The 16,771-nt window shown below is 64.1% G+C and carries 15 protein-coding genes and 1 pseudogene; 5 read left to right on the top strand and 11 right to left on the bottom strand.

Translation table 11 applies throughout. The features are described 5' to 3' along the window. The first annotated feature begins 174 nt into the window (after positions 1–174). Entirely contained in the window at positions 175–906 is a 732-nt protein-coding gene (locus VGH98_08945; GenBank protein ID HEY2376086.1) for a DUF4386 domain-containing protein, read from the top strand. A 42-nt stretch (positions 907–948) separates the two neighbouring features. Here the strand turns inward: VGH98_08945 and VGH98_08940 are convergent, their stop codons facing one another. The 3 genes from VGH98_08940 to VGH98_08930 all read right to left on the bottom strand — a co-directional run bounded on the left by VGH98_08940 (position 949) and on the right by VGH98_08930 (position 4,110). Further along, positions 949–2,685, bottom strand: coding sequence for a D-aminoacylase (locus VGH98_08940; GenBank protein HEY2376085.1), 1,737 nt, complete (start codon positions 2,683–2,685; stop codon positions 949–951). Positions 2,686–3,217: 532 nt separating this feature from the next. After that, complete coding sequence (locus VGH98_08935) at positions 3,218–3,610, bottom strand: VOC family protein (GenBank protein HEY2376084.1); 393 nt, start codon at positions 3,608–3,610, stop codon at positions 3,218–3,220. Positions 3,611–3,741: 131 nt separating this feature from the next. Next, a complete protein-coding gene (locus VGH98_08930) occupies positions 3,742–4,110 on the bottom strand; it encodes a metalloregulator ArsR/SmtB family transcription factor (protein ID HEY2376083.1) in 369 nt (122 codons plus the stop codon). 179 nt (positions 4,111–4,289) lie between these two features. Between VGH98_08930 and VGH98_08925 the strand changes: the two are divergent. Together VGH98_08925 and VGH98_08920 are read left to right on the top strand one after the other, a co-directional pair. Beyond that, positions 4,290–4,493, top strand: a pseudogene (locus VGH98_08925) (cold shock domain-containing protein). A 492-nt stretch (positions 4,494–4,985) separates the two neighbouring features. Then, a complete protein-coding gene (locus VGH98_08920; GenBank protein ID HEY2376082.1) occupies positions 4,986–5,591 on the top strand; it encodes a class I SAM-dependent methyltransferase in 606 nt (201 codons plus the stop codon). A gap of 19 nt (positions 5,592–5,610) precedes the next feature. Here the strand turns inward: VGH98_08920 and VGH98_08915 are convergent, their stop codons facing one another. After that, positions 5,611–6,129, bottom strand: coding sequence for a CDP-alcohol phosphatidyltransferase family protein (locus tag VGH98_08915; GenBank protein ID HEY2376081.1), 519 nt, complete (start codon positions 6,127–6,129; stop codon positions 5,611–5,613). Between the two features lie 153 nt (positions 6,130–6,282). Here VGH98_08915 and VGH98_08910 point away from each other — a divergent pair, with 153 nt between their 5' ends. Further along, the gene (locus VGH98_08910) at positions 6,283–7,230 is read left to right on the top strand and encodes a hypothetical protein (protein HEY2376080.1); all 948 of its coding nucleotides are present in this window, start codon (positions 6,283–6,285) and stop codon (positions 7,228–7,230) included. 10 nt (positions 7,231–7,240) lie between these two features. Here VGH98_08910 and VGH98_08905 read toward each other — a convergent pair whose 3' ends face one another. The 7 genes from VGH98_08905 to VGH98_08875 all read right to left on the bottom strand — a co-directional run bounded on the left by VGH98_08905 (position 7,241) and on the right by VGH98_08875 (position 15,225). Then, the gene (locus VGH98_08905) at positions 7,241–7,615 is read right to left on the bottom strand and encodes a hypothetical protein (protein HEY2376079.1); all 375 of its coding nucleotides are present in this window, start codon (positions 7,613–7,615) and stop codon (positions 7,241–7,243) included. A 25-nt stretch (positions 7,616–7,640) separates the two neighbouring features. Beyond that, positions 7,641–11,279: a carboxypeptidase regulatory-like domain-containing protein gene (locus VGH98_08900; GenBank protein ID HEY2376078.1), complete on the bottom strand. Its 3,639-nt coding sequence runs from the start codon at positions 11,277–11,279 to the stop codon at positions 7,641–7,643. Between the two features lie 84 nt (positions 11,280–11,363). Next, positions 11,364–11,822 (bottom strand): hypothetical protein, encoded by a 459-nt coding sequence (locus VGH98_08895; protein HEY2376077.1) that lies wholly within the window; start codon positions 11,820–11,822, stop codon positions 11,364–11,366. 10 nt (positions 11,823–11,832) lie between these two features. Next, complete coding sequence (locus VGH98_08890) at positions 11,833–12,225, bottom strand: hypothetical protein (GenBank protein ID HEY2376076.1); 393 nt, start codon at positions 12,223–12,225, stop codon at positions 11,833–11,835. Beyond that, on the bottom strand, positions 12,218–12,862 hold the full coding sequence (locus tag VGH98_08885; protein ID HEY2376075.1) for a sigma-70 family RNA polymerase sigma factor: 645 nt from the start codon (positions 12,860–12,862) through the stop codon (positions 12,218–12,220). The genes VGH98_08890 and VGH98_08885 overlap by 8 nt, the downstream gene beginning before the upstream one ends. A gap of 127 nt (positions 12,863–12,989) precedes the next feature. Beyond that, a complete protein-coding gene (locus VGH98_08880; GenBank protein HEY2376074.1) occupies positions 12,990–14,375 on the bottom strand; it encodes a vanadium-dependent haloperoxidase in 1,386 nt (461 codons plus the stop codon). 157 nt (positions 14,376–14,532) lie between these two features. Further along, positions 14,533–15,225 (bottom strand): helix-turn-helix domain-containing protein, encoded by a 693-nt coding sequence (locus VGH98_08875; GenBank protein HEY2376073.1) that lies wholly within the window; start codon positions 15,223–15,225, stop codon positions 14,533–14,535. Positions 15,226–15,373: 148 nt separating this feature from the next. Between VGH98_08875 and VGH98_08870 the strand changes: the two genes are divergently transcribed. Further along, the gene (locus tag VGH98_08870; GenBank protein ID HEY2376072.1) at positions 15,374–16,726 is read left to right on the top strand and encodes an FAD-binding oxidoreductase; all 1,353 of its coding nucleotides are present in this window, start codon (positions 15,374–15,376) and stop codon (positions 16,724–16,726) included. Positions 16,727–16,771 lie beyond the last annotated feature (45 nt).

The raw sequence follows: 16,771 nt of genomic DNA, 5'->3' as shown, positions 1-16,771 counted from the left end.
ATCGCGCGACGCTATCGCGTTCTTTCTTACAAAATCTGAAATGATTCGCCGCTGACGGGACATATCGTCGTCGCGACCCCACCGCGCCGCAAATGATCCTGAAACCCGTCGCCGACGCCTCTCGTATGGGCACACCATATGAGAAGGCCATCGGACCCCTCAGACTCCGCCGCCATGTCCGCAACCGTTGAGCAGCCCACCGCATGGTCGCCGCGCACGCTCGCGAGGGCGATCGCCCTTCTCTTCCTCGTCACCATCGTCTTCGGCATCGTGGCTCAGGGACTGATCAGCGAGCGGCTGATCTCGTTCCGCGACCCCGCGCGCACGGCCAGCAACATTCTCGCGAACGAGACACTGTATCGCGCGGGGTTCACGTTCTACATGATCGAGATGGCGGCGCAGATCGCTCAGACCGTACTGCTGTTCCATCTTCTGAAGCCGGTGAACCGCCCCGTCGCGACGCTGGCACTCGCGTTCGGCCTCGTGGGCTGCACCATCAAGACATTCAGCCGAGTGTTCTACCTGGCGCCGCTGTTCCTTTTGAACCAGAACGTCTTCGGCGCATTTACAAGTGCTCAACTGCCTGCGCTATCGCTGATCCTGTTGAACGTGAACGATCACGGCGCCGGCGTCGCGCTCGCGTTCTTCGGATTCGAGACGGTGCTCGAGGGGTGGCTCGTCCTGCGTTCCGCCTTCCTTCCGCGCTGGCTCGGCGTCCTGACGATCATCGCCGGCGTCGGCTGGCTCGCGTTCCTTTCGCCGACGCTCGGCTACGCCGTGTTCAACGTCGTCGCGCTCATCGCACTGATCGGCTCGATCGCGATGATCGGCTGGCTGCTCGTCAAGGGCGTCGATGAGGAACGTTGGCGCGCGCTCGCCACTTCGTCCGCGAGACGATATCCATGAGTACGAAGAAACCGCCTCGACGTGCCGCTACGATGATTGTCGCTACCGCCAACCGCGGCCGCGCAGCACGCGACCCGGCTTCGCGCCCGTCGGCTTGCCGTTTGCGACTACAGGAACGCCATTCACGAGCACCCACTCGACGCCAGTCGAGAGCTGATGAGGGTTCTCGTATGTCGCGCGCTCACCGATCGTCGCCGGGTCGCACACGACGATGTCGGCATAGAAGCTCTCGCGCAAAATTCCGCGCTGCTCGAGCGACAGACGCGTCGCGGCGGCGGACGTCGCCTTGCGCACTGCGTCCTCGAGCGGGATCACGTGCTCGTCGCGGACGTACTGGCCCATGATCTTCGGGAAATTGCCGTACGCGCGCGGGTGCGTGAGCGTGCCCTTTGCGCTATCGGGGTCGGTGCCGCCGGCATCGGTGCCGAACTTGATCCACGGCTGCTGGAGCTGCAGTCGCACGTTGTCCTCGCTCATCAGGAAGTACACGGTGCCGATCCGCTGACGCTCGGCGATTAGCAAATCCATAACTGCGTCCGGCCAATCCTTCCCCATGGCCTTTGCCACCTCGGACAGCCGCTTGCCCATGTATTGCGCATTCTGCGGCTGACGCAGGCCTAAGAGCAGCACGTTCTCTGGCATGGCCAGAAAGCAGAGGTTCTCCCAGGGCGTCTGCTCACTCAGCATCTCGGCTTTGATGCGGGCGCGCGTCTCGGGGTTCTGCAAGTTCTCGATGAGCTTCCCGTTCTCCGAAGCCCAGGGCGGCGTGCACGCGGAGAGGCCCGTGCCGCCCGCCGTGTACGCATACATGTCCGCTTGCACGTCCAGGCCGGCGCGCCGAGCCGAATCGATTTTCGCGATTGCCTGTGCTGCCTTGGGCCAGTTGCGCTTCCCTGCGGCCTTGAGGTGATAGATCTCGACCGGTACGCCGCCGTCGCGGCCGATGCGAATCGCTTCGTCGATTCCCTCGAGGAGCTGATCGCCCTCGGAGCGCATGTGCGTGATGTAGATGCCGCCGAAGGGCGACATCGCCTTCGCCATCTCGATCAGCTCACCGGTGGTGGCGTAGTTCCCCGGCGGATAGATGAGCGCCGAGCCGATCCCGAAGGCGCCGTCCTCCATCGCCCGTCGCGTCACGGCGCGCATCGTATCGAGCTCCGCCGGCGTGGGCGCGCCCTGCGCTTCACCCTTGGCGTAGACACGAATGGTTGCCGCGCCGACGAACGATCCCACGTTAGGCGACGAGCCGTGTCGCGCCATCGCGTCGAGCCATGCGGCGAACCCGTGCCCACCCATGAAGCTCGAATCGGGGCCGCGGCTGCCTAACGCGAAGCCGCCGGTCTCGCGCGTGGCGGGGTTGAGCGGCGCGGGCGTGCCGCCCTCGCCCATGATCTCGGTCGTGATCCCCTGCGTGATCTTGCTGACGGAGCGGCCGTCGCCGTTGCCGATGAAGTTGCCGTACGAGCCGCTCTGGATGTCGATGAATCCCGGTGCAACGACGAGCCCACGGGCGTCGATCCGCTGCTTCGCGGTGGCCCCGCGGAGATTGCCGGGCGGCGCGATGCGCGCGATGCGGTCGCCAACGACGCCGACGTCGCCGTAGAACCACGCCGCGCCGGTGCCGTCGATGATCCGGCCGTTCTCGATGACGACGTCGAACGCGCCGGGTTGGACGGAGCCGGCGCCTGGAGCGGCGCTCTGTGCGTTATGGGAAGCGCACGCCGTCAGACTGGCGAATGCGGAGAGTAGCGCAAGCAGTGCGTGCGAGCGTCGGTGCATGGAGGCAGCGTCGAGTGTAAGAGGGTAAGCGGGCTAGCGTAGAGCGATAACGCGCGCCGCGCAAGGCGAGCCGCAGAGCTTGATCAACGCGGAGCGCGTCGCAGTATGGTTCATCGCAGGGATCCTCGTCGGGATCGGTTTACTGATCGCGATGCTCGCTCGACCTTGGTTGGCGATGCCGCCCCTCGATAGATTTCGATGCATGCGAGTCGAGCGTTCAGGCCCGGAGTGGGACCAGCCATCTGCAGCTGGCGGGCGCTCTGATAGTGCCATCGCGTCCGGCAGGGGGAGCGCGCTCGAGGAATCACGGCAGTCAGTCGACCACGCCGTTATGTCTATCTTCGAGCTCGCGCGATCGCTCCAGTTTCTCAGTGAAGCCATTGACCAGTTCAACGCTGAGACGCGCCGCCAACTAGGAGAGTACCCGTCCGCGGGCGCCAGGATGGCTGATAGCTCGTAATCGCTCGCGCAAGTGTTCTATTGGCGTGCGAAGCCAGGTTTCGAAGGGGGCTTCGAGTAACGTTTTCTGGCCCTACCTGCGCGCCAGCTGCACGAGTTGAATGAGATTGCCGCAGCTGTCGTTCAGCATGGCGATGGTCGAGGCGGTCACGTCGGTTGGCGGCATCGTGAACTCGCCGCCGCGTGACTTGATGCGCTCGTAGTCGCCCTTCACGTCGTCGGTGTAGAACATCGCCGCGGGTTGGCCCTGCTGAAGCATCGCTTGCTGATAGGCCTTGGCCGCCGGATTGTTATTCGGCGCCAGTTGGAGCTCCGTGCCGTTAGGCTCGTCCGACGAAGCGACCGTCAGCCAGCGATACGGCCCCTGCGAAAAGTCGTTCTTTTTCACAAAGCCCAACACGTCCGTGTAATAGCGCAGTGCCTTCTCTTGGTCGTCGACGTAGACGCTCGTCACCTTGATCTTCATGTGATTTTCCTCCGTTTTGTCAGCCCATCGACGCGAGATACGCGCCGATGAGCTGACCCTGGATCATTATGGCCACCTCGGGAGCGGTCTGGCCACAATGACGAAGCACCCTTGGACGCGCCCTGCTGACCTCAACCGGATTGCGCGGCGGGGCTTCCCTTGGCGTCGTCCTGCTCGTCCGACATCAGGTGGTTGAGGTACGCGTCGAGACGCTCGTACGCGGCGTCCCAGAACTGGCGATAGTCCTCGGCCCACTCGGCGATCTGCTTGATCGGCGCCGCCCGGAGGCGGCAAGGCCGCCATTGCGCTTCGCGTCCGCGACCGACGAGCCCGGCGCGCTCGAGCACCTTCAGGTGCTTCGACACGGCCGGCCCGCTCATTGCGAACGGCTTGGCAAGCTCGCTGACGGTGCACTCGCCGTCTGCCAAGCGCGCCAGGATAGCGCGTCGGGTCGGGTCGGCGAGAGCTGCGAAGGTGAGGGACAGCGGATCGGCTGACATACCTAACTGACTGGTTACTTAACCTGCCAGTTAGGTAATGCCGATCCGTTAGCCGGTCAAGGGACCGGCGCCGCCCTCGCATTCGGAACTATTTCCGTCATGGCCAAGGGATGTTTAGTTTCGAATGCCGCAAGATCGCGCTCAGCAAGAGCACCGGGGTTACGAACGGAGAGAGGACAATGCGTATGAAAGGCACGGTGAAGTGGTTCAACAACGACAAGGGATTCGGCTTCATCACGCCGGAGGATGGGGGAAAGGACTTGTTCGTCCATCATTCGGCAATCCAGGGCGGAGGCTTCAAGTCGCTCGACGAAGGGGAGAGCGTGGAGTTCGACGTGGTGCAGGGCCAGAAGGGGCCGGCTGCGGAGAACGTGACGCGACTCGGCGGCGGGACTCCCTCGAGCGGCCGCGGTGGTGGTGGCGGCGGCGGCGGGAGAGGCGGCGGACGCGGTCGCGATTACTGAAGTGACTTCCCGCGGACCGCGGAATTCCGCGACTCCGTGAATCGTTAGGCTTTTTCTTCGGCCGCACTCGTCGCGCGGAAACTTTCGGTAGCGCGAGGCGTGGCCGGCGTCGTTGACTGCGTGTAGGCGGAGCTTACACGCCAGAAGCGATGTTGGCATAACGATGAGGATCCGGCGTCAGGTGCACGTCTCACATGGACGTAGGTAGACGAAGGGCCAGTCAAGTCGACTGGCCCTTCCGTTTCCTACGTCGTGGAGAAGAACGCATCAAGAGCCAACGTGCGACAGCCTTGCCAACAAAGGATCAAGCCAACGCGGGAGGTTGGTACCACTCGCATGGTTCGATCGCGCCGCCGCCTCGTTGTACTGCTCTAGAAACGCAACGGGCTACACTCAACGGTGCCATCTCTCATGGGCGATTCTTCCAACGGATACGAAGGCGTGGCTGCCGATTTTCTTGCGGGTCGTGGCCGTGCGCCGTCGACCGGTATCGGCGCGAGTGCGGTGCGCAATTGGGCGCGCACGCTACGCCGCGGGTCCTCTGTAGTCGATCTAGGCTGCGGGTCTGGCCTGCCCATTACCAAAGTTCTAATTACCGAAGGGCTGAACGTCTATGGCATCGATGCAGCGCCATCGTTGGTGAAGGCATTCCAAGACAACCTGCCAGGCGTACCCGTCGCGTGTGAATCCGTGGAGGAATCGTTGTTCTTCGATCGGATGTTCGACGGTGTCGTCGCGTGGGGACTCATGTTCCTTCTTCTCCCTGAAGCGCAGCGGCGACTCATCCAACGCATCGCTGACGTACTCGTGATTGGCGGCCGTCTGCTGTTCACATCTTGCGCTGGCACTGAACCACTGGTGTGGAACGACGCGATGACAGGATTGGAGTCACGGTCGCTTGGCGGGACGGAGTACCGGAGGCTCCTTTCTGCAGCCGGTTTGCGGCTCACCAGGGAGTACGAGGACGAAGGGCAAAACCACTATTTCGATGCCGTGAAAATGGCCCCGACGGGTTGAACCACCACTCCGACCGGTATCATCTCGCTCGGGCGCGCCAGAGAAAGTGCGTGTAGTCCGCGATTGCGAACGCCGAGGCGAGACCAACCAGCGCGATCAGCCATGGTGTCACCGGCTGTGCGCCGACCACGAGTGCGACCAGCGTCACCAGCTGTAACACAGTGACGATCTTCCCCGGAAAGCGCGCCTTGAACTCCACTCCCCGCAGCCCGGGCACGGCGCGGGCGACGAAAAAGCCCAGAGCCGTCGCAATATCGCGTGCAAGGAGCAGCAGCGACGCTGCCAGCGAGAGATCACCGTTTAGCACATACATAACAACGGCCACCAGGACGAAAATGCGATCCGCAATCGGATCCACGAGCGCTCCCCAGCGCGTCGTCGTGTTGGTTCGTCGAGCGAGCCATCCATCGAAGAAGTCGCTGGCTGCGGCGGCGCAAATCAGCACGACGCGAGCTCCTCGTCCCGCTGGAACGAAGAGAACCGCCAATAGCAGCCGCGACAGGGATAAGGCGTTCGGAAGTCGACGAAGTTCGTTCATTAGTTGAGTCGGACGGTCTCACGAGGCCGAGGCATATCCGGTCGCGTCGCTGTCATCGTGGCGACAGCTTCGGCGACTACATACCAAAAGCGACCCCTACCTCGATCGAACGGGTCGCTAGGCAAAATTCGTCCTCCCTTCCTGCGAGAGTTTATGACACGCTCACGATCCTTCGCGCTCATCGTTGGCGCGCTCGCCGCCCTTCCCGCGTTCCGTCTCGCGGCGGCCCAAAACGGACATTATCACGTTATCGACCACGTCAACCTCGGGAAGGTACGTGCCGACTACGTCATCATCGATCCGGCCGGCCGGAGACTGTACGGGCTCGGCGACAACGTCATCGACGTCGACGATGACAAGATCGTCGGCCACGTGGCCGGCGGCGGCGGTGGGTACGCGATCGCGCCGGACCTCAATCGCGGCCTCGTGCGGAATGGCGTCGTGTTCAACCTCAAGACGCTCGCCGTCACTGGCCACGTCGATGCCAAGGGCGACGGAATCCGCTACGAGCCGGTCACGCACCGCGCGTTCACCTGGGAGGGCAAGGACGCGTGGGTCGTCGACATGAAGACGGGAAAACTGATCACCAAGTCGACGATTGGCGACGGTCTGGAGTCCGGCGTCGCCGACGGCAAGGGGAAGATGTTTCTGAACGTCGAGGACTCCGGATTCGTGCAACGCGTCGATGCACGAACGCTCAAGACCGAGGCCACCTATCGCATCCCGAGCTGCGGTCGAGCGCAGGGACTGTCGATGGATCTTGCAACTCGGCGTCTCTTCATGGCGTGCGATACCGAGATGGTGGTTGTCAACGCGGATAACGGAACCGTACTGGCCAGAGTTCGCGTTGCGAGCCGCGCCGATCAGAACTGCTTCGATGCGTCGACGAAGCTCGTCTTCAACCCGAATCGCGCCGACAGCACGATGACGCTGATTCACGAAGATTCACCGGATCGGTTCTCGGTCGTTGAGAAGGTTCCGACCGGTGGCGGCGCGCGCACATGTGCGGTCGACGAGAAGACGCACAAAGTGTTCGTGTTCTATTACGAGGGTACCTCGCGCGAAAACGCTCAACTCGTGCTTGCCGTGCTCGCGCCGTAACCGACAGTCGTCAGGGGCTTGGCGTCTTGACGAGCGTAAGCGTTCGAGTCGATCCATTGTAGACGATGAGGTCGACGTGCATTCGCGATCCCGTGATCACGCCAGTGAAGTCCAACCGGCCGAGCTTGAAGTGGACGCGATTGCCGGCAAGCGACCCGTCCTCCATCTCTCCCATCAACGTGGCATCGGAGTACACCTTCCCAGCAAATGTCGAGTCGGTGAGCTCGAAGACGAGGGCCAGTCTCGGTTGACTGTTGTCGAGCATGAGTGTGCCGGTCCACTCGCCATTCAGCGCGGCACGCTTCACCGGCTCCTGGCAATCAAGGCGGGCGCAAGGTGCAATCGTGAGTAGCGCCACGATCAGATAGGCAAAGCTCGATCTCATGCGGACCTTTGGATTGGGTCTCTTGTCAACCACCGCGCGGCGACAGACGAATGTGGACGCGATCCCGAGAGCGAAAGAGCATCCCTGACCAACCGGAGAGCAACGCGGTCTGCGCCGGCGCGAGGATCGCCTCGAGATTCTTCTGCACATCCACGCGCGTTAGCTCCCACACATCGTCGATCGTTTGGTCGGTGCGGCGGCTCACCGCGTCGAAGTCGTAGTGGTCCGGTAGCTCGGCGAGATACGACGCGAGGCTCGACCACATGGCGTCGACGCGCGCGCGGTACACAGCGTCTACACGTTGGAGGCTGGCAACTTCATCGGATGACAACAGCAACGAATCCGACTGCTGGAGCAGCTCCGCGTAGGGATCGGGTACGGTGCGCTGATACCGCCGGAAAAAATCGCTTTCGCTCAGCTTCTCTCCCGCACGCCCGGCGCGCCCCGGCCGAAGCCAACGGTCGAGCTGCTGCTCCGAGACCGACTGCGCGAGATCGAGTTGCACGTCGAGCGTTAGGCGGAAGGGTGCGCGGAGCGTCCCCGTCGACGTGGCGGTCGTACCGAAGCGGGGATTGACGGCGTAGATGAAGCGGCTGGCCGACGGATCGAATCCCCGCACGGTGTACAGCGTCGGGTCGGGGAGCGACGGCGTCCCCCAGCCGTGAAGGTTGTTCGGGCCGTGCAGGAGCTGATCGAGCCCGCCGAGTGGGTTGGAAACGTTGAGCGTCACGTCCATGCGCGGCGTGTGCAGGAGCTGACCACTCAGCCGCATGCCGATATTGAGGGCTTGGGTCCACGGCCCCTCGCAGCTGTTGCGAGCCGCCCCGTACCCAAGCTGCGCGGCGAGGCACCGGCGCACGCTGCTCGGCGCCGACGTGAGGAGCGTGCGCATCCCGTTGGCCAGTGCCGTGTCCGGCGCCTGCGTTGGCGCGTAGATGAAGGCGCGATCGTTAGGCAGGCCGTCGCCGTTGACGTCGCCGGCGATCATGGGCGTGAACGGAAGGCCCGATTGTGCCCGCCCCGAGACGAACGCCAGCATGCGTCCGTCGCCGAGCGGACGGAAGACTCCTTGCCAAACGAACATGTGGCGCGCATCGAGATCGGCACGTGCCCATTCACGCGTGCGCGGATCGCCAAACGCCGCGCCGTCGAAGCCGCGCTGCTGTGCACGCACGTCGGACAATGTGTATCCGAGAATCACATCGCCGAAGTAGCGCTGTACCGTGGTTGGGATGCGCGGACGGAACGAGAGCACCGCTTGCTCGCTGATGGAGTGCAGATCGGAGACGACGTCGGTGATGCGGCCGAATGCCGGCGTTAGGCGCGCTAACGTCGGTGAGAGCTGACCGGTAGCCGGCACGATCGAAGCCGCGGGGACGAATACGGGCCGACCCTCATCCTGGAGCGCGAACGTCGACGTTCCGGCAAAGTTGCGGTCGTAGATCCCCGGCTGATCGAGATTGAGCGAGCCGACGAGATCGATCGAGAACACATTTCTGAGGATGCTCGATTGATAGCCCGCGTTCGCGCGCCAGCTGCGCGTCGGCTGATACGACTGGTCGACGTACTGGACCGCCGGTGATGCGTCGGCGAAGCTTCCGTTCGTTCCCACGCACTGGCGAGGGATCGCCGACGGATCTGCCAAGAAGGCGCTCCAGTCGGCGCTTGGCACCGCCGAGCCGACGCACGTGAGTCGAACGATGGATCCCGGCAGTCCCGTGGCCGCCGTGGGAGTGGCCAGTAGCGACGCGTCGGTAATGTTTCGGAATTGCCCGACGCCGGCGCGCACGATCTTGCCCTTTCCATCTTGCCAGTTCACCGCGAGCCGCGGGCTGAGTGCGAGGCTCGACGGCGCGTGGTCATTGCGAATGCCGAGCGCGGACGAGAGCGATGGGTTGAGCATCGGTCGGGACGTGAATGCATTTCCCTCGGCGCGCACACCGTAGATGAGCTGCCAATTGGGGTTGATCCGCCAGAGATCACCAGCAGCGACGAAGGCATTCCATTCGCCGCCGCTCGTGGAGGGCGACGACAACGTTCGCGTGAACGACGACGGCTCATTCGCGGCGAGGTCGGCGAGCGAATTGTAGGTAAACGTGCCGTAGCGGTTACTCGTTAGGTCCTGGGAGTAGGCATCGAATCGGACGTCCGCGGCGAGCTTGAGGCGATGCGTCGCCGCGCCCGGCGGATAGAGCTGCAGGCTGCTCAACGTCTCCCAGCGGAAGTTCCGCTGAATCGTCGAGAGAGCGCCGTTGCCGCCGAACTGGAGAGTCGAGAGCCCGTCCGTCGCGCCGGGGAAAGTCGAGCCGACGAGGACCCGGCCATCCGGGAGTGCCACGTACGGATCGGTCGTATTTCGCACCGCCGTCACCGAGGAACGCAGGTCGGCGAGATAGCCCTGGCCGAACACGCTGCTCACGAGCGCCGTGAGCGAGCCGATGTCCTGCCCGCTCGTGCCGCCGTGCGCGGGCGTTGCGATCGGCGTGAAGCCCTGGGCGTCCGCGCGATTCCATTTGGCGTACGCCTGGAGACCGTACGTCGTCGGCGCGGGCGTGAGGGTGATCCAGTCGTACGGGGCATGATCGACCCGCCCGATGAACGAGGCATTCTCGTCGACAGTTCCCGACGGGATCATGCCTAACGACACGGGCACACCGGCGGCCCCGATGAGGGAGAGGAGGCGCGCCGCCGAGTCGGCCGCGACGCCCGCATGTTGCAGCACGTCCGGACCGGCGTCGAGAAGCGTCGCCGATAGGGTGGACGCACGGCGACCGCCCTGAAGTCCGTAATTGTACGCCCAGCGATCGTCCACAAGCTGGCCGTTGCCGCCGAGACTGCCGTTGAAGTTCGTGTACCGTTGGCCGAGGCGCGCAGAGATCGGGTCGTTGTATTGGAGGAAGGGCGCGTCCGTCGTTAGGTGTCCCGAGCGCGACGTGAATTGATCGCCGATCACGAGATCGGCTGCGGTCAGCGCGCCGCTGTACCACCCGATCGACGGATCGTACGACGATGCCTGAACGCGCACGCGCGTGATCGCGTCGCGCGGCACGTCCGTACCGGAGAAGGCGAGGCCGTTGAGGGTGATCGAGTTTTGGCCGCCCGGTAGCCCACCGATCGAGATCCCAGCGGGTGTGAGCGCCACCCCCGGAAGCAGACTCGCACCCGCCATCAGATCACCGGCTTGATCGGGTGCGAGGCGTCGCGCCACGTTCTGCATGAAGACCATTCCGCCGACGGCAGCAACGTCGAACGACGCCGGATCGCGATCCGGAACTGTCCGATTCGCGCGCGAGATGACCGCCGCGAGACGTTGCACGGACGACGTGAGCCGAACGTCGGCGACGATGACGGTGTCCGTGCCCTGACGCATGAGGTGCGCGGTATTCGCCTTGAAGCCGGGCGCCGAAACGCGGAGCGCGTAGTCGCCGGTGCCCGCCGGCCAATCAGTCGAGAAGGCGCCCGCGCCGTCGGATACGGTCGGCTGCGCGGCTGCGTCGCTCGTTCGAGTCACGACGACATCCGCTCCGCGCACCGGGACGCCACTGTCGCCCAGGACCCGTCCACGCACGATCTCGTGTCGCGCTGGCTGCGGCTGTTGCGCCGATGATTCGTTAGGCGTGACCATCGAAATCAACGCGAGCGCCGCGATGATGGAGCGAGTCATTGGTGTCTCGACGAATGTTCGCCATCAAGACACGAAATGCCGGCGACGTGTTAGCGCGGCGGCTTACCGCAAGGCCGGAATTGTCTACTCAGGTGGGCATCGATTCGTGCGTATGAGCCGGAAGCGCTTGGCGATCATCACCGAATCGGCGTCACCATCCTGCAGTGCATGGAGATAGCGATCCTGCTTGTCCTTCGAGATCGCGCAGAGCATCTCGGCGAACATATCATTCTCGAGGTCCGAGACGATGGGCCGAATGCGGGCCACGGCGGTCGCGGCCTGTGGCCGCCAACGTCGTGCGATCGTGTGCAAGCGGCGCGTCTCCTCGTCGGTGAGATCGAGCTTCTCGAGCGGCGTCGGAATCTGCTCGAGCTCCGGCCCGTCGCTCGGTTGCCGGTCGTGCGCTCGGCGAGGATCCTCGGCGCGCAATTCGGCCCGGGGACGCCACCAGGCGCGATCGGCGGCGACGCCCGCCGCCCCGCCAGCGATGAACGAGACGAGGAGCAGGGCGAGGGCGCCGAGTCGGTCGCGGCGTGGGGTCATGAGCAGTTGCTCATCGTGAGGCGGATACGCTCAGCGCGGCTCCGAGCTCGACGAGCGACGGCGTGCCCGTCGACTGCAGAATGTCGGTGAGTCGGCGCGGGATGCCCATCGCCTCGGCCGCGGATACCTGACGGACCGCCGCCGCCGGCGTCCGCACGACGGCGGATAGCGCGACGGCGAGAATGAGGCCGGCCGCGAGCATCGTCGGCAGCGCATATGTCATGAGCGCGCTCACGACGCTCGTCCGTTCGACGGATCGGGCTGCCAGCAGCCGTTGGCGCGCATCCATGGCATCTCGCGCGATGATCGCCGCTCGTGCATCGAGGCTCCCCCTCCCGTCGTCGCGGAGTGGGTCGAGGACGGAGAGATCGATGCGGTCGTCGGGACGTGAGTCGTTAAGCATCGGGAAGCTCCGGACCGTTCGGTCCAGCGAGAAGGTGACGCAGTTGCTTCCGCGCCTTGAAGAGATGTTGCCGGCACATACCGCTCGTCGTGCCGACGATTACCGCAATTTCCTCGTGCGTGCGGCCGTCGACGTCGTGCAGCAGCACGACCTCGCGCTGGATCACGGGGAGCGTCGCGAGGGCCGTTTGCAGTTGCTCGCGCAGATCCGCGAGCTGCGCCTTCCGGTCGGGGCTGTCCTCGCGGCTCGCGGTGTCGTCGGGGAGTACAGTCGCCCGTCGCAGGGAATCGCGCGCCCGCAGGTTGTGCGCGAGGTTACGAACGATGGTGCAGAGCCAGGCGACGAAGCGGTCGGGCTGCCGACACCTGTCGAGTCGCTCCGCCGCGCGTATGAAGGCATCGTGGACGAGATCCTCGGCGTCGGCGCGATTGCCGCTGCGCGCAAGGGCGACCGCGTAAGCAGCGCGATAATGGCGTCGAACCAGGATCTCGAATGCTGTCCGATCACCCGCAGCCGCCTCCACGATCAGTCGCGCATCCGTCGGCTGGACGAGTGCGGCAGGGGTCGCCGGAGCTCCGCGATCGGATGCCATGTCTCCGGAGATGACCCATGTGCCAACCAGTGTGTTAGCGGTCACGTGGCAGAATATACCGGCGGCGGCGTCCCCCCAAAGACACAAAAGCAGAAGGATGTGTTAGCAATGAAATCGTCCGACGCGAGCCTCCAGGCGAGAGCGCTGGAGGCTCGGAACCGGGCTGCTGATCTCAGCGGCGCCAGTTCAGTGAGTTCACCCGCGCCGCCACACAGCGACCGAGCGCGCGTCCGTTGAGATTTCCAGAGCTAAAGTGGATTCCAGCATACAGCCGTGAAATTCCCGCTTCTTCGGCGGCGGCAAAGATGTGGTCGAAGGAGCGTGGAGCGAAGCCGTCTGCGTCGTGCGCGTGGTCCACGAACGGCACGTTGTCGCCGAACACAGTCTCGAGGGTAGTCAGCACGGCAGCTGACTGGCCCGAGTGCGCCGACACGTATTCCGGAAACGGCGGCGTGGCGAGCAGCGTGTTCCACGTTGGATCGATCACCCGTCGGATGTAGCTGACCGGACGAATCAGATTGTATTCGTATTTCGCTTGCCAGATGGAGGTGAGCGCGTCGGCGTCGGCGATCCCGGCACGTGCGTACGCCTCCGCGGCCGTGGCCAAATTCGCGTTCTGCTGAGCGATCACCTCGTTGACGATCGCCAGCGCGTGGCCAGGTCCGCTGATGGACCCCGGACCATCGGCCCAGTACTGCGCGATGGTGATCTGCTCGGGCGTGAGAGTCTTCGACAGCTGGTAATCCAGATTCGCCTCGTTGTAGAACGCCGAGCCGGGCTGCTCGGAGTACGCCGGAGGAGGGCCCGGGTCGCACGCGGCGGCACTCGAGAGCGCGAATGTCCTGACCTTTGTTGCCCAGAATGGTTGCATCGCCAGTTGGCCCGGCGCGGTGGGCACCCACAAGCCTGGACCCGTTGGCGGCGTGTATGTCGTGGGGAAATTCGTCAGGTACGATTCATCGGCACCGTCGTCTCGTGAAGTCGCGTAGACCGCCGCACCAACCGAGCGACCAAACTGTCTCGACAGCATCGCCAGGCCAGGCGGCACGCCGGCAGCGTACTGCGACGCCAGACTGGCCTCGAGCGCGTTTAGATCGGCGATGTTGCCGGCAGCTCGACTCGTCTTGTCGCCCCAGAGGCCTCGCATCACTTCCGCGAGCGCCGCGTTGGCGACGAGCGGCCAGGAGTACGGGACTCCTTTCGCGCCCGGCAGTGCACCGATGCCATTCAACTGACTCGCCACCGAGCGATTGTCCGGCATGCCACCGACGAGCGACTCGTAGAGCGCGAGACCCATGTACCCGAACGCGCGTGCCTGCACCGGTGGCGTGATGCCCGCCGTCTCTTTCGTGAAGTCGAGCGAGAGTTGATAGTAGGCGGACGGCACCACGGCGTCGAAATCGGCTACGGATGATTTCGCGACGTTCGTGGCATCGATGTCGGCTTGCGTGCGTGCGGAGGACTGCGGTCCGGTGATGGTTGGGGCCCGATTATCCGCGCACGCGGCGGCCAACAGGCCAACTGCAGCGACGCTTACCAGATTGAGCTGCCTCCACATGATACGCCTCCCATGCTGATGACCGAGCGGCGGCAACAATGCCTCGGTGCATGTGCTCAGCTTCGCTTCCCCGCTCATGACATGCGGAAATCCGAGGAGACGAGAGTAGAGCCGGATGAGCGATTGTGAACAGCCCCAAAAGTGAACCGTTAGGAAGTCATCGTGAAACGGCGCTCGCTGCCTTGGCCATGGCCGCGAACCGGGTGACGCCGAGCCAGCTCGGCAATGCGTTGCGATGACGCGGCGCGCCGTGTACCTCGACGCCGCCATCGCGCATGACTTGGTGCAGCTCGAGGTGACCGAGACATACACGAGCGAGCGCCTCGACTTCGGCTTCGATTTCCAGACTCACCTCATACCCGGGATCGAAGAGGCAGAGGTCGACCTCGGGACGCTGCAGCACCAGCCAGTACGCGCGGTCCTTGTGTCCACGGAATCGAAAGAGCAGCACGACGCGCTCGTCGGGGAGTGCGTCGATCCGAACCATCCTTCGTAGCGACCACATGAGGAAGTCGGGATCGAGATCCTTGGCCGTGAGGTCCTTACTCGCCCACCGGTAGCCCCAATTACCGAGCGCGTCGATCACCGTACTGAGCTCGCGACCAGCGACGGTCAAACGATATTCGTAGCCGTGACCGCCCTCCGCGGGTAGCTGCTCGATGATCCCGCTGCTCCGCAGTGAGTGGAGCCGCTGCGTCAGCAGATTTCTGGACATTCTGGGGACGCCACGCTGGATGTCACTGAATCGCCGGCCGCCCATGAGCAGCTCGCGCAGGATGAGCGGCGTCCAGCGCTCGGCGAAGATTTCGGCGCCGAGCGCCACGGGACAAAACTGCCCGTAGTCGGTCATGACGCGAAGGTCGGCCGGCCGACGAAGGATGGCAAGTCCAATTTGTGAACCACGTGCCCAGGTGACCTTCCGGCAGCGCCGGCGCCCCATACTCTTGTCCTTCTGGGCCACTCTCGAACCGCGCTAATTCGCGATTACCGATGTACTCATGAACCTCGAGGTTCTGCGGTCACAGCTTCGCGGCGACATCCTCACGCCTACCTCCCAAGGCTACGACCTCGCTCGGCGACTGTGGAATGGGATGATCGATCGCAGGCCGGCGGCCATTGTCCGATGTGTAACCGCTGATGATGTCGCGACCGCGGTGCACTTCGCGGCGCACGAGGAGCTGTATCCCGCGATCCGTGCCGGTGGCCACAACGTGGCCGGCCTGGCAAGTGTTGATGACGGACTTGTAATCGATGTGTCGCGGATGAAGCGGATCACCGTAGATCCGATTGCGCGGACCGCGACGAGTGAAACCGGACTCACGTGGGGCGAGTTCGATGCGGCCACGCAGGCTCATGGCTTGGCGACGACCGGCGGCATCAACTCGACGACGGGCATCGCTGGACTCACCCTTGGCGGCGGCGTGGGATGGCTGATGGGAAGCTGCGGCCTGACCTGCGACACCACCATTGCGTACTCGCTCATAACGGCGGACGGCGAGCGACTGACCGCGAGTGCAGAGGAGCATTCCGATTTGTTCTGGGCGCTCAAAGGCGGTGGCGGCAACTTTGGCGTCGTGACGTCGATTACGTATCGATTGCACCCCGTGACCACCGTCATCTCGGGAATGATTCTCCACCCATTCACGAGAGCCGCCGAAGTCCTGCGCCACTATCGCGACTTCGTGATGGCTGGTGCGCCTGACGAGTTGACTGTCTTTGCGGCGGCGATCACGAGTCCAGACGGCGCGCCGTTGATAGCCCTGATCCCCGCCTACAGTGGTCCCAGTCTCGACGAGGGGGAGCGGGTTCTCGCGCCGCTCCGCGCATTTGGATCACCGGTGGCGGATCTCGTCACTCGCATGCCGTACGTGTCGATGCAGCAGATGTTCGACGCGGGAACGCCGTTCGGCGTTCGCAGTTACTGGAAGTCGACATTTCTGAGGGCGCTTCCGGACGAGGCAATCGACACGTTCGTAGAGTGTGCCGCGGCACGCGCGTCGCCTCGCAGCATAGTCAAGCTCGAGCATGCGCACGGTGCCGCGACGCGAGTCGCGCCTAACGCGACTGCGTTTCCGGCACGGTGCCACGCGTTCGACCTGGTCATGCTCAGTCTCTGGGATGATGCGAAGGACGATGCGCGGAATGTCGCTTGGACGCGCAACTTCAACCGGGCGATGCATCCGTGGTCGGCACGCCTCGTCTATGTCAACGCGCTCGCCGAGGACGATGGGGCTCGCGTGCGCGAGGCGTACGGCGACAACTACGCGCGGCTCGCCCAGGTGAAGGCGAAGTACGACTCCGCGAATCGCTTTCGCCGAAACCAGAACATCGCGCCTTTGGATCTCGCTTGAATCAGCGCCGTTTCTCTTGGGTTTGCATAAAGATTGCCCTTGAGC

The organism is Gemmatimonadaceae bacterium, from assembly GCA_036496605.1.
Lineage (GTDB): Bacteria > Gemmatimonadota > Gemmatimonadetes > Gemmatimonadales > Gemmatimonadaceae > AG2.
The sequence above is the reverse complement of the archived record's forward strand: the minus strand, read 5'-3'. Positions and strand labels throughout refer to the sequence as shown.

Excerpts from the sequence above, each read along its gene's own strand:
- VGH98_08945 (HEY2376086.1), top strand. The coding sequence starts at position 175 with ATGTCCGCAACCGTTGAGCAGCCCACCGCATGGTCGCCGCGCACGCTC.
- VGH98_08940 (HEY2376085.1), bottom strand. The coding sequence starts at position 2,685 with ATGCACCGACGCTCGCACGCACTGCTTGCGCTACTCTCCGCATTCGCC.
- VGH98_08935 (HEY2376084.1), bottom strand. The coding sequence starts at position 3,610 with ATGAAGATCAAGGTGACGAGCGTCTACGTCGACGACCAAGAGAAGGCA.
- VGH98_08930 (HEY2376083.1), bottom strand. The coding sequence starts at position 4,110 with ATGTCAGCCGATCCGCTGTCCCTCACCTTCGCAGCTCTCGCCGACCCG.
- VGH98_08920 (HEY2376082.1), top strand. The coding sequence starts at position 4,986 with ATGGGCGATTCTTCCAACGGATACGAAGGCGTGGCTGCCGATTTTCTT.
- VGH98_08915 (HEY2376081.1), bottom strand. The coding sequence starts at position 6,129 with ATGAACGAACTTCGTCGACTTCCGAACGCCTTATCCCTGTCGCGGCTG.
- VGH98_08910 (HEY2376080.1), top strand. The coding sequence starts at position 6,283 with ATGACACGCTCACGATCCTTCGCGCTCATCGTTGGCGCGCTCGCCGCC.
- VGH98_08905 (HEY2376079.1), bottom strand. The coding sequence starts at position 7,615 with ATGAGATCGAGCTTTGCCTATCTGATCGTGGCGCTACTCACGATTGCA.
- VGH98_08900 (HEY2376078.1), bottom strand. The coding sequence starts at position 11,279 with ATGACTCGCTCCATCATCGCGGCGCTCGCGTTGATTTCGATGGTCACG.
- VGH98_08895 (HEY2376077.1), bottom strand. The coding sequence starts at position 11,822 with ATGACCCCACGCCGCGACCGACTCGGCGCCCTCGCCCTGCTCCTCGTC.
- VGH98_08890 (HEY2376076.1), bottom strand. The coding sequence starts at position 12,225 with ATGCTTAACGACTCACGTCCCGACGACCGCATCGATCTCTCCGTCCTC.
- VGH98_08880 (HEY2376074.1), bottom strand. The coding sequence starts at position 14,375 with ATGTGGAGGCAGCTCAATCTGGTAAGCGTCGCTGCAGTTGGCCTGTTG.
- VGH98_08875 (HEY2376073.1), bottom strand. The coding sequence starts at position 15,225 with ATGACCGACTACGGGCAGTTTTGTCCCGTGGCGCTCGGCGCCGAAATC.
- VGH98_08870 (HEY2376072.1), top strand. The coding sequence starts at position 15,374 with ATGAACCTCGAGGTTCTGCGGTCACAGCTTCGCGGCGACATCCTCACG.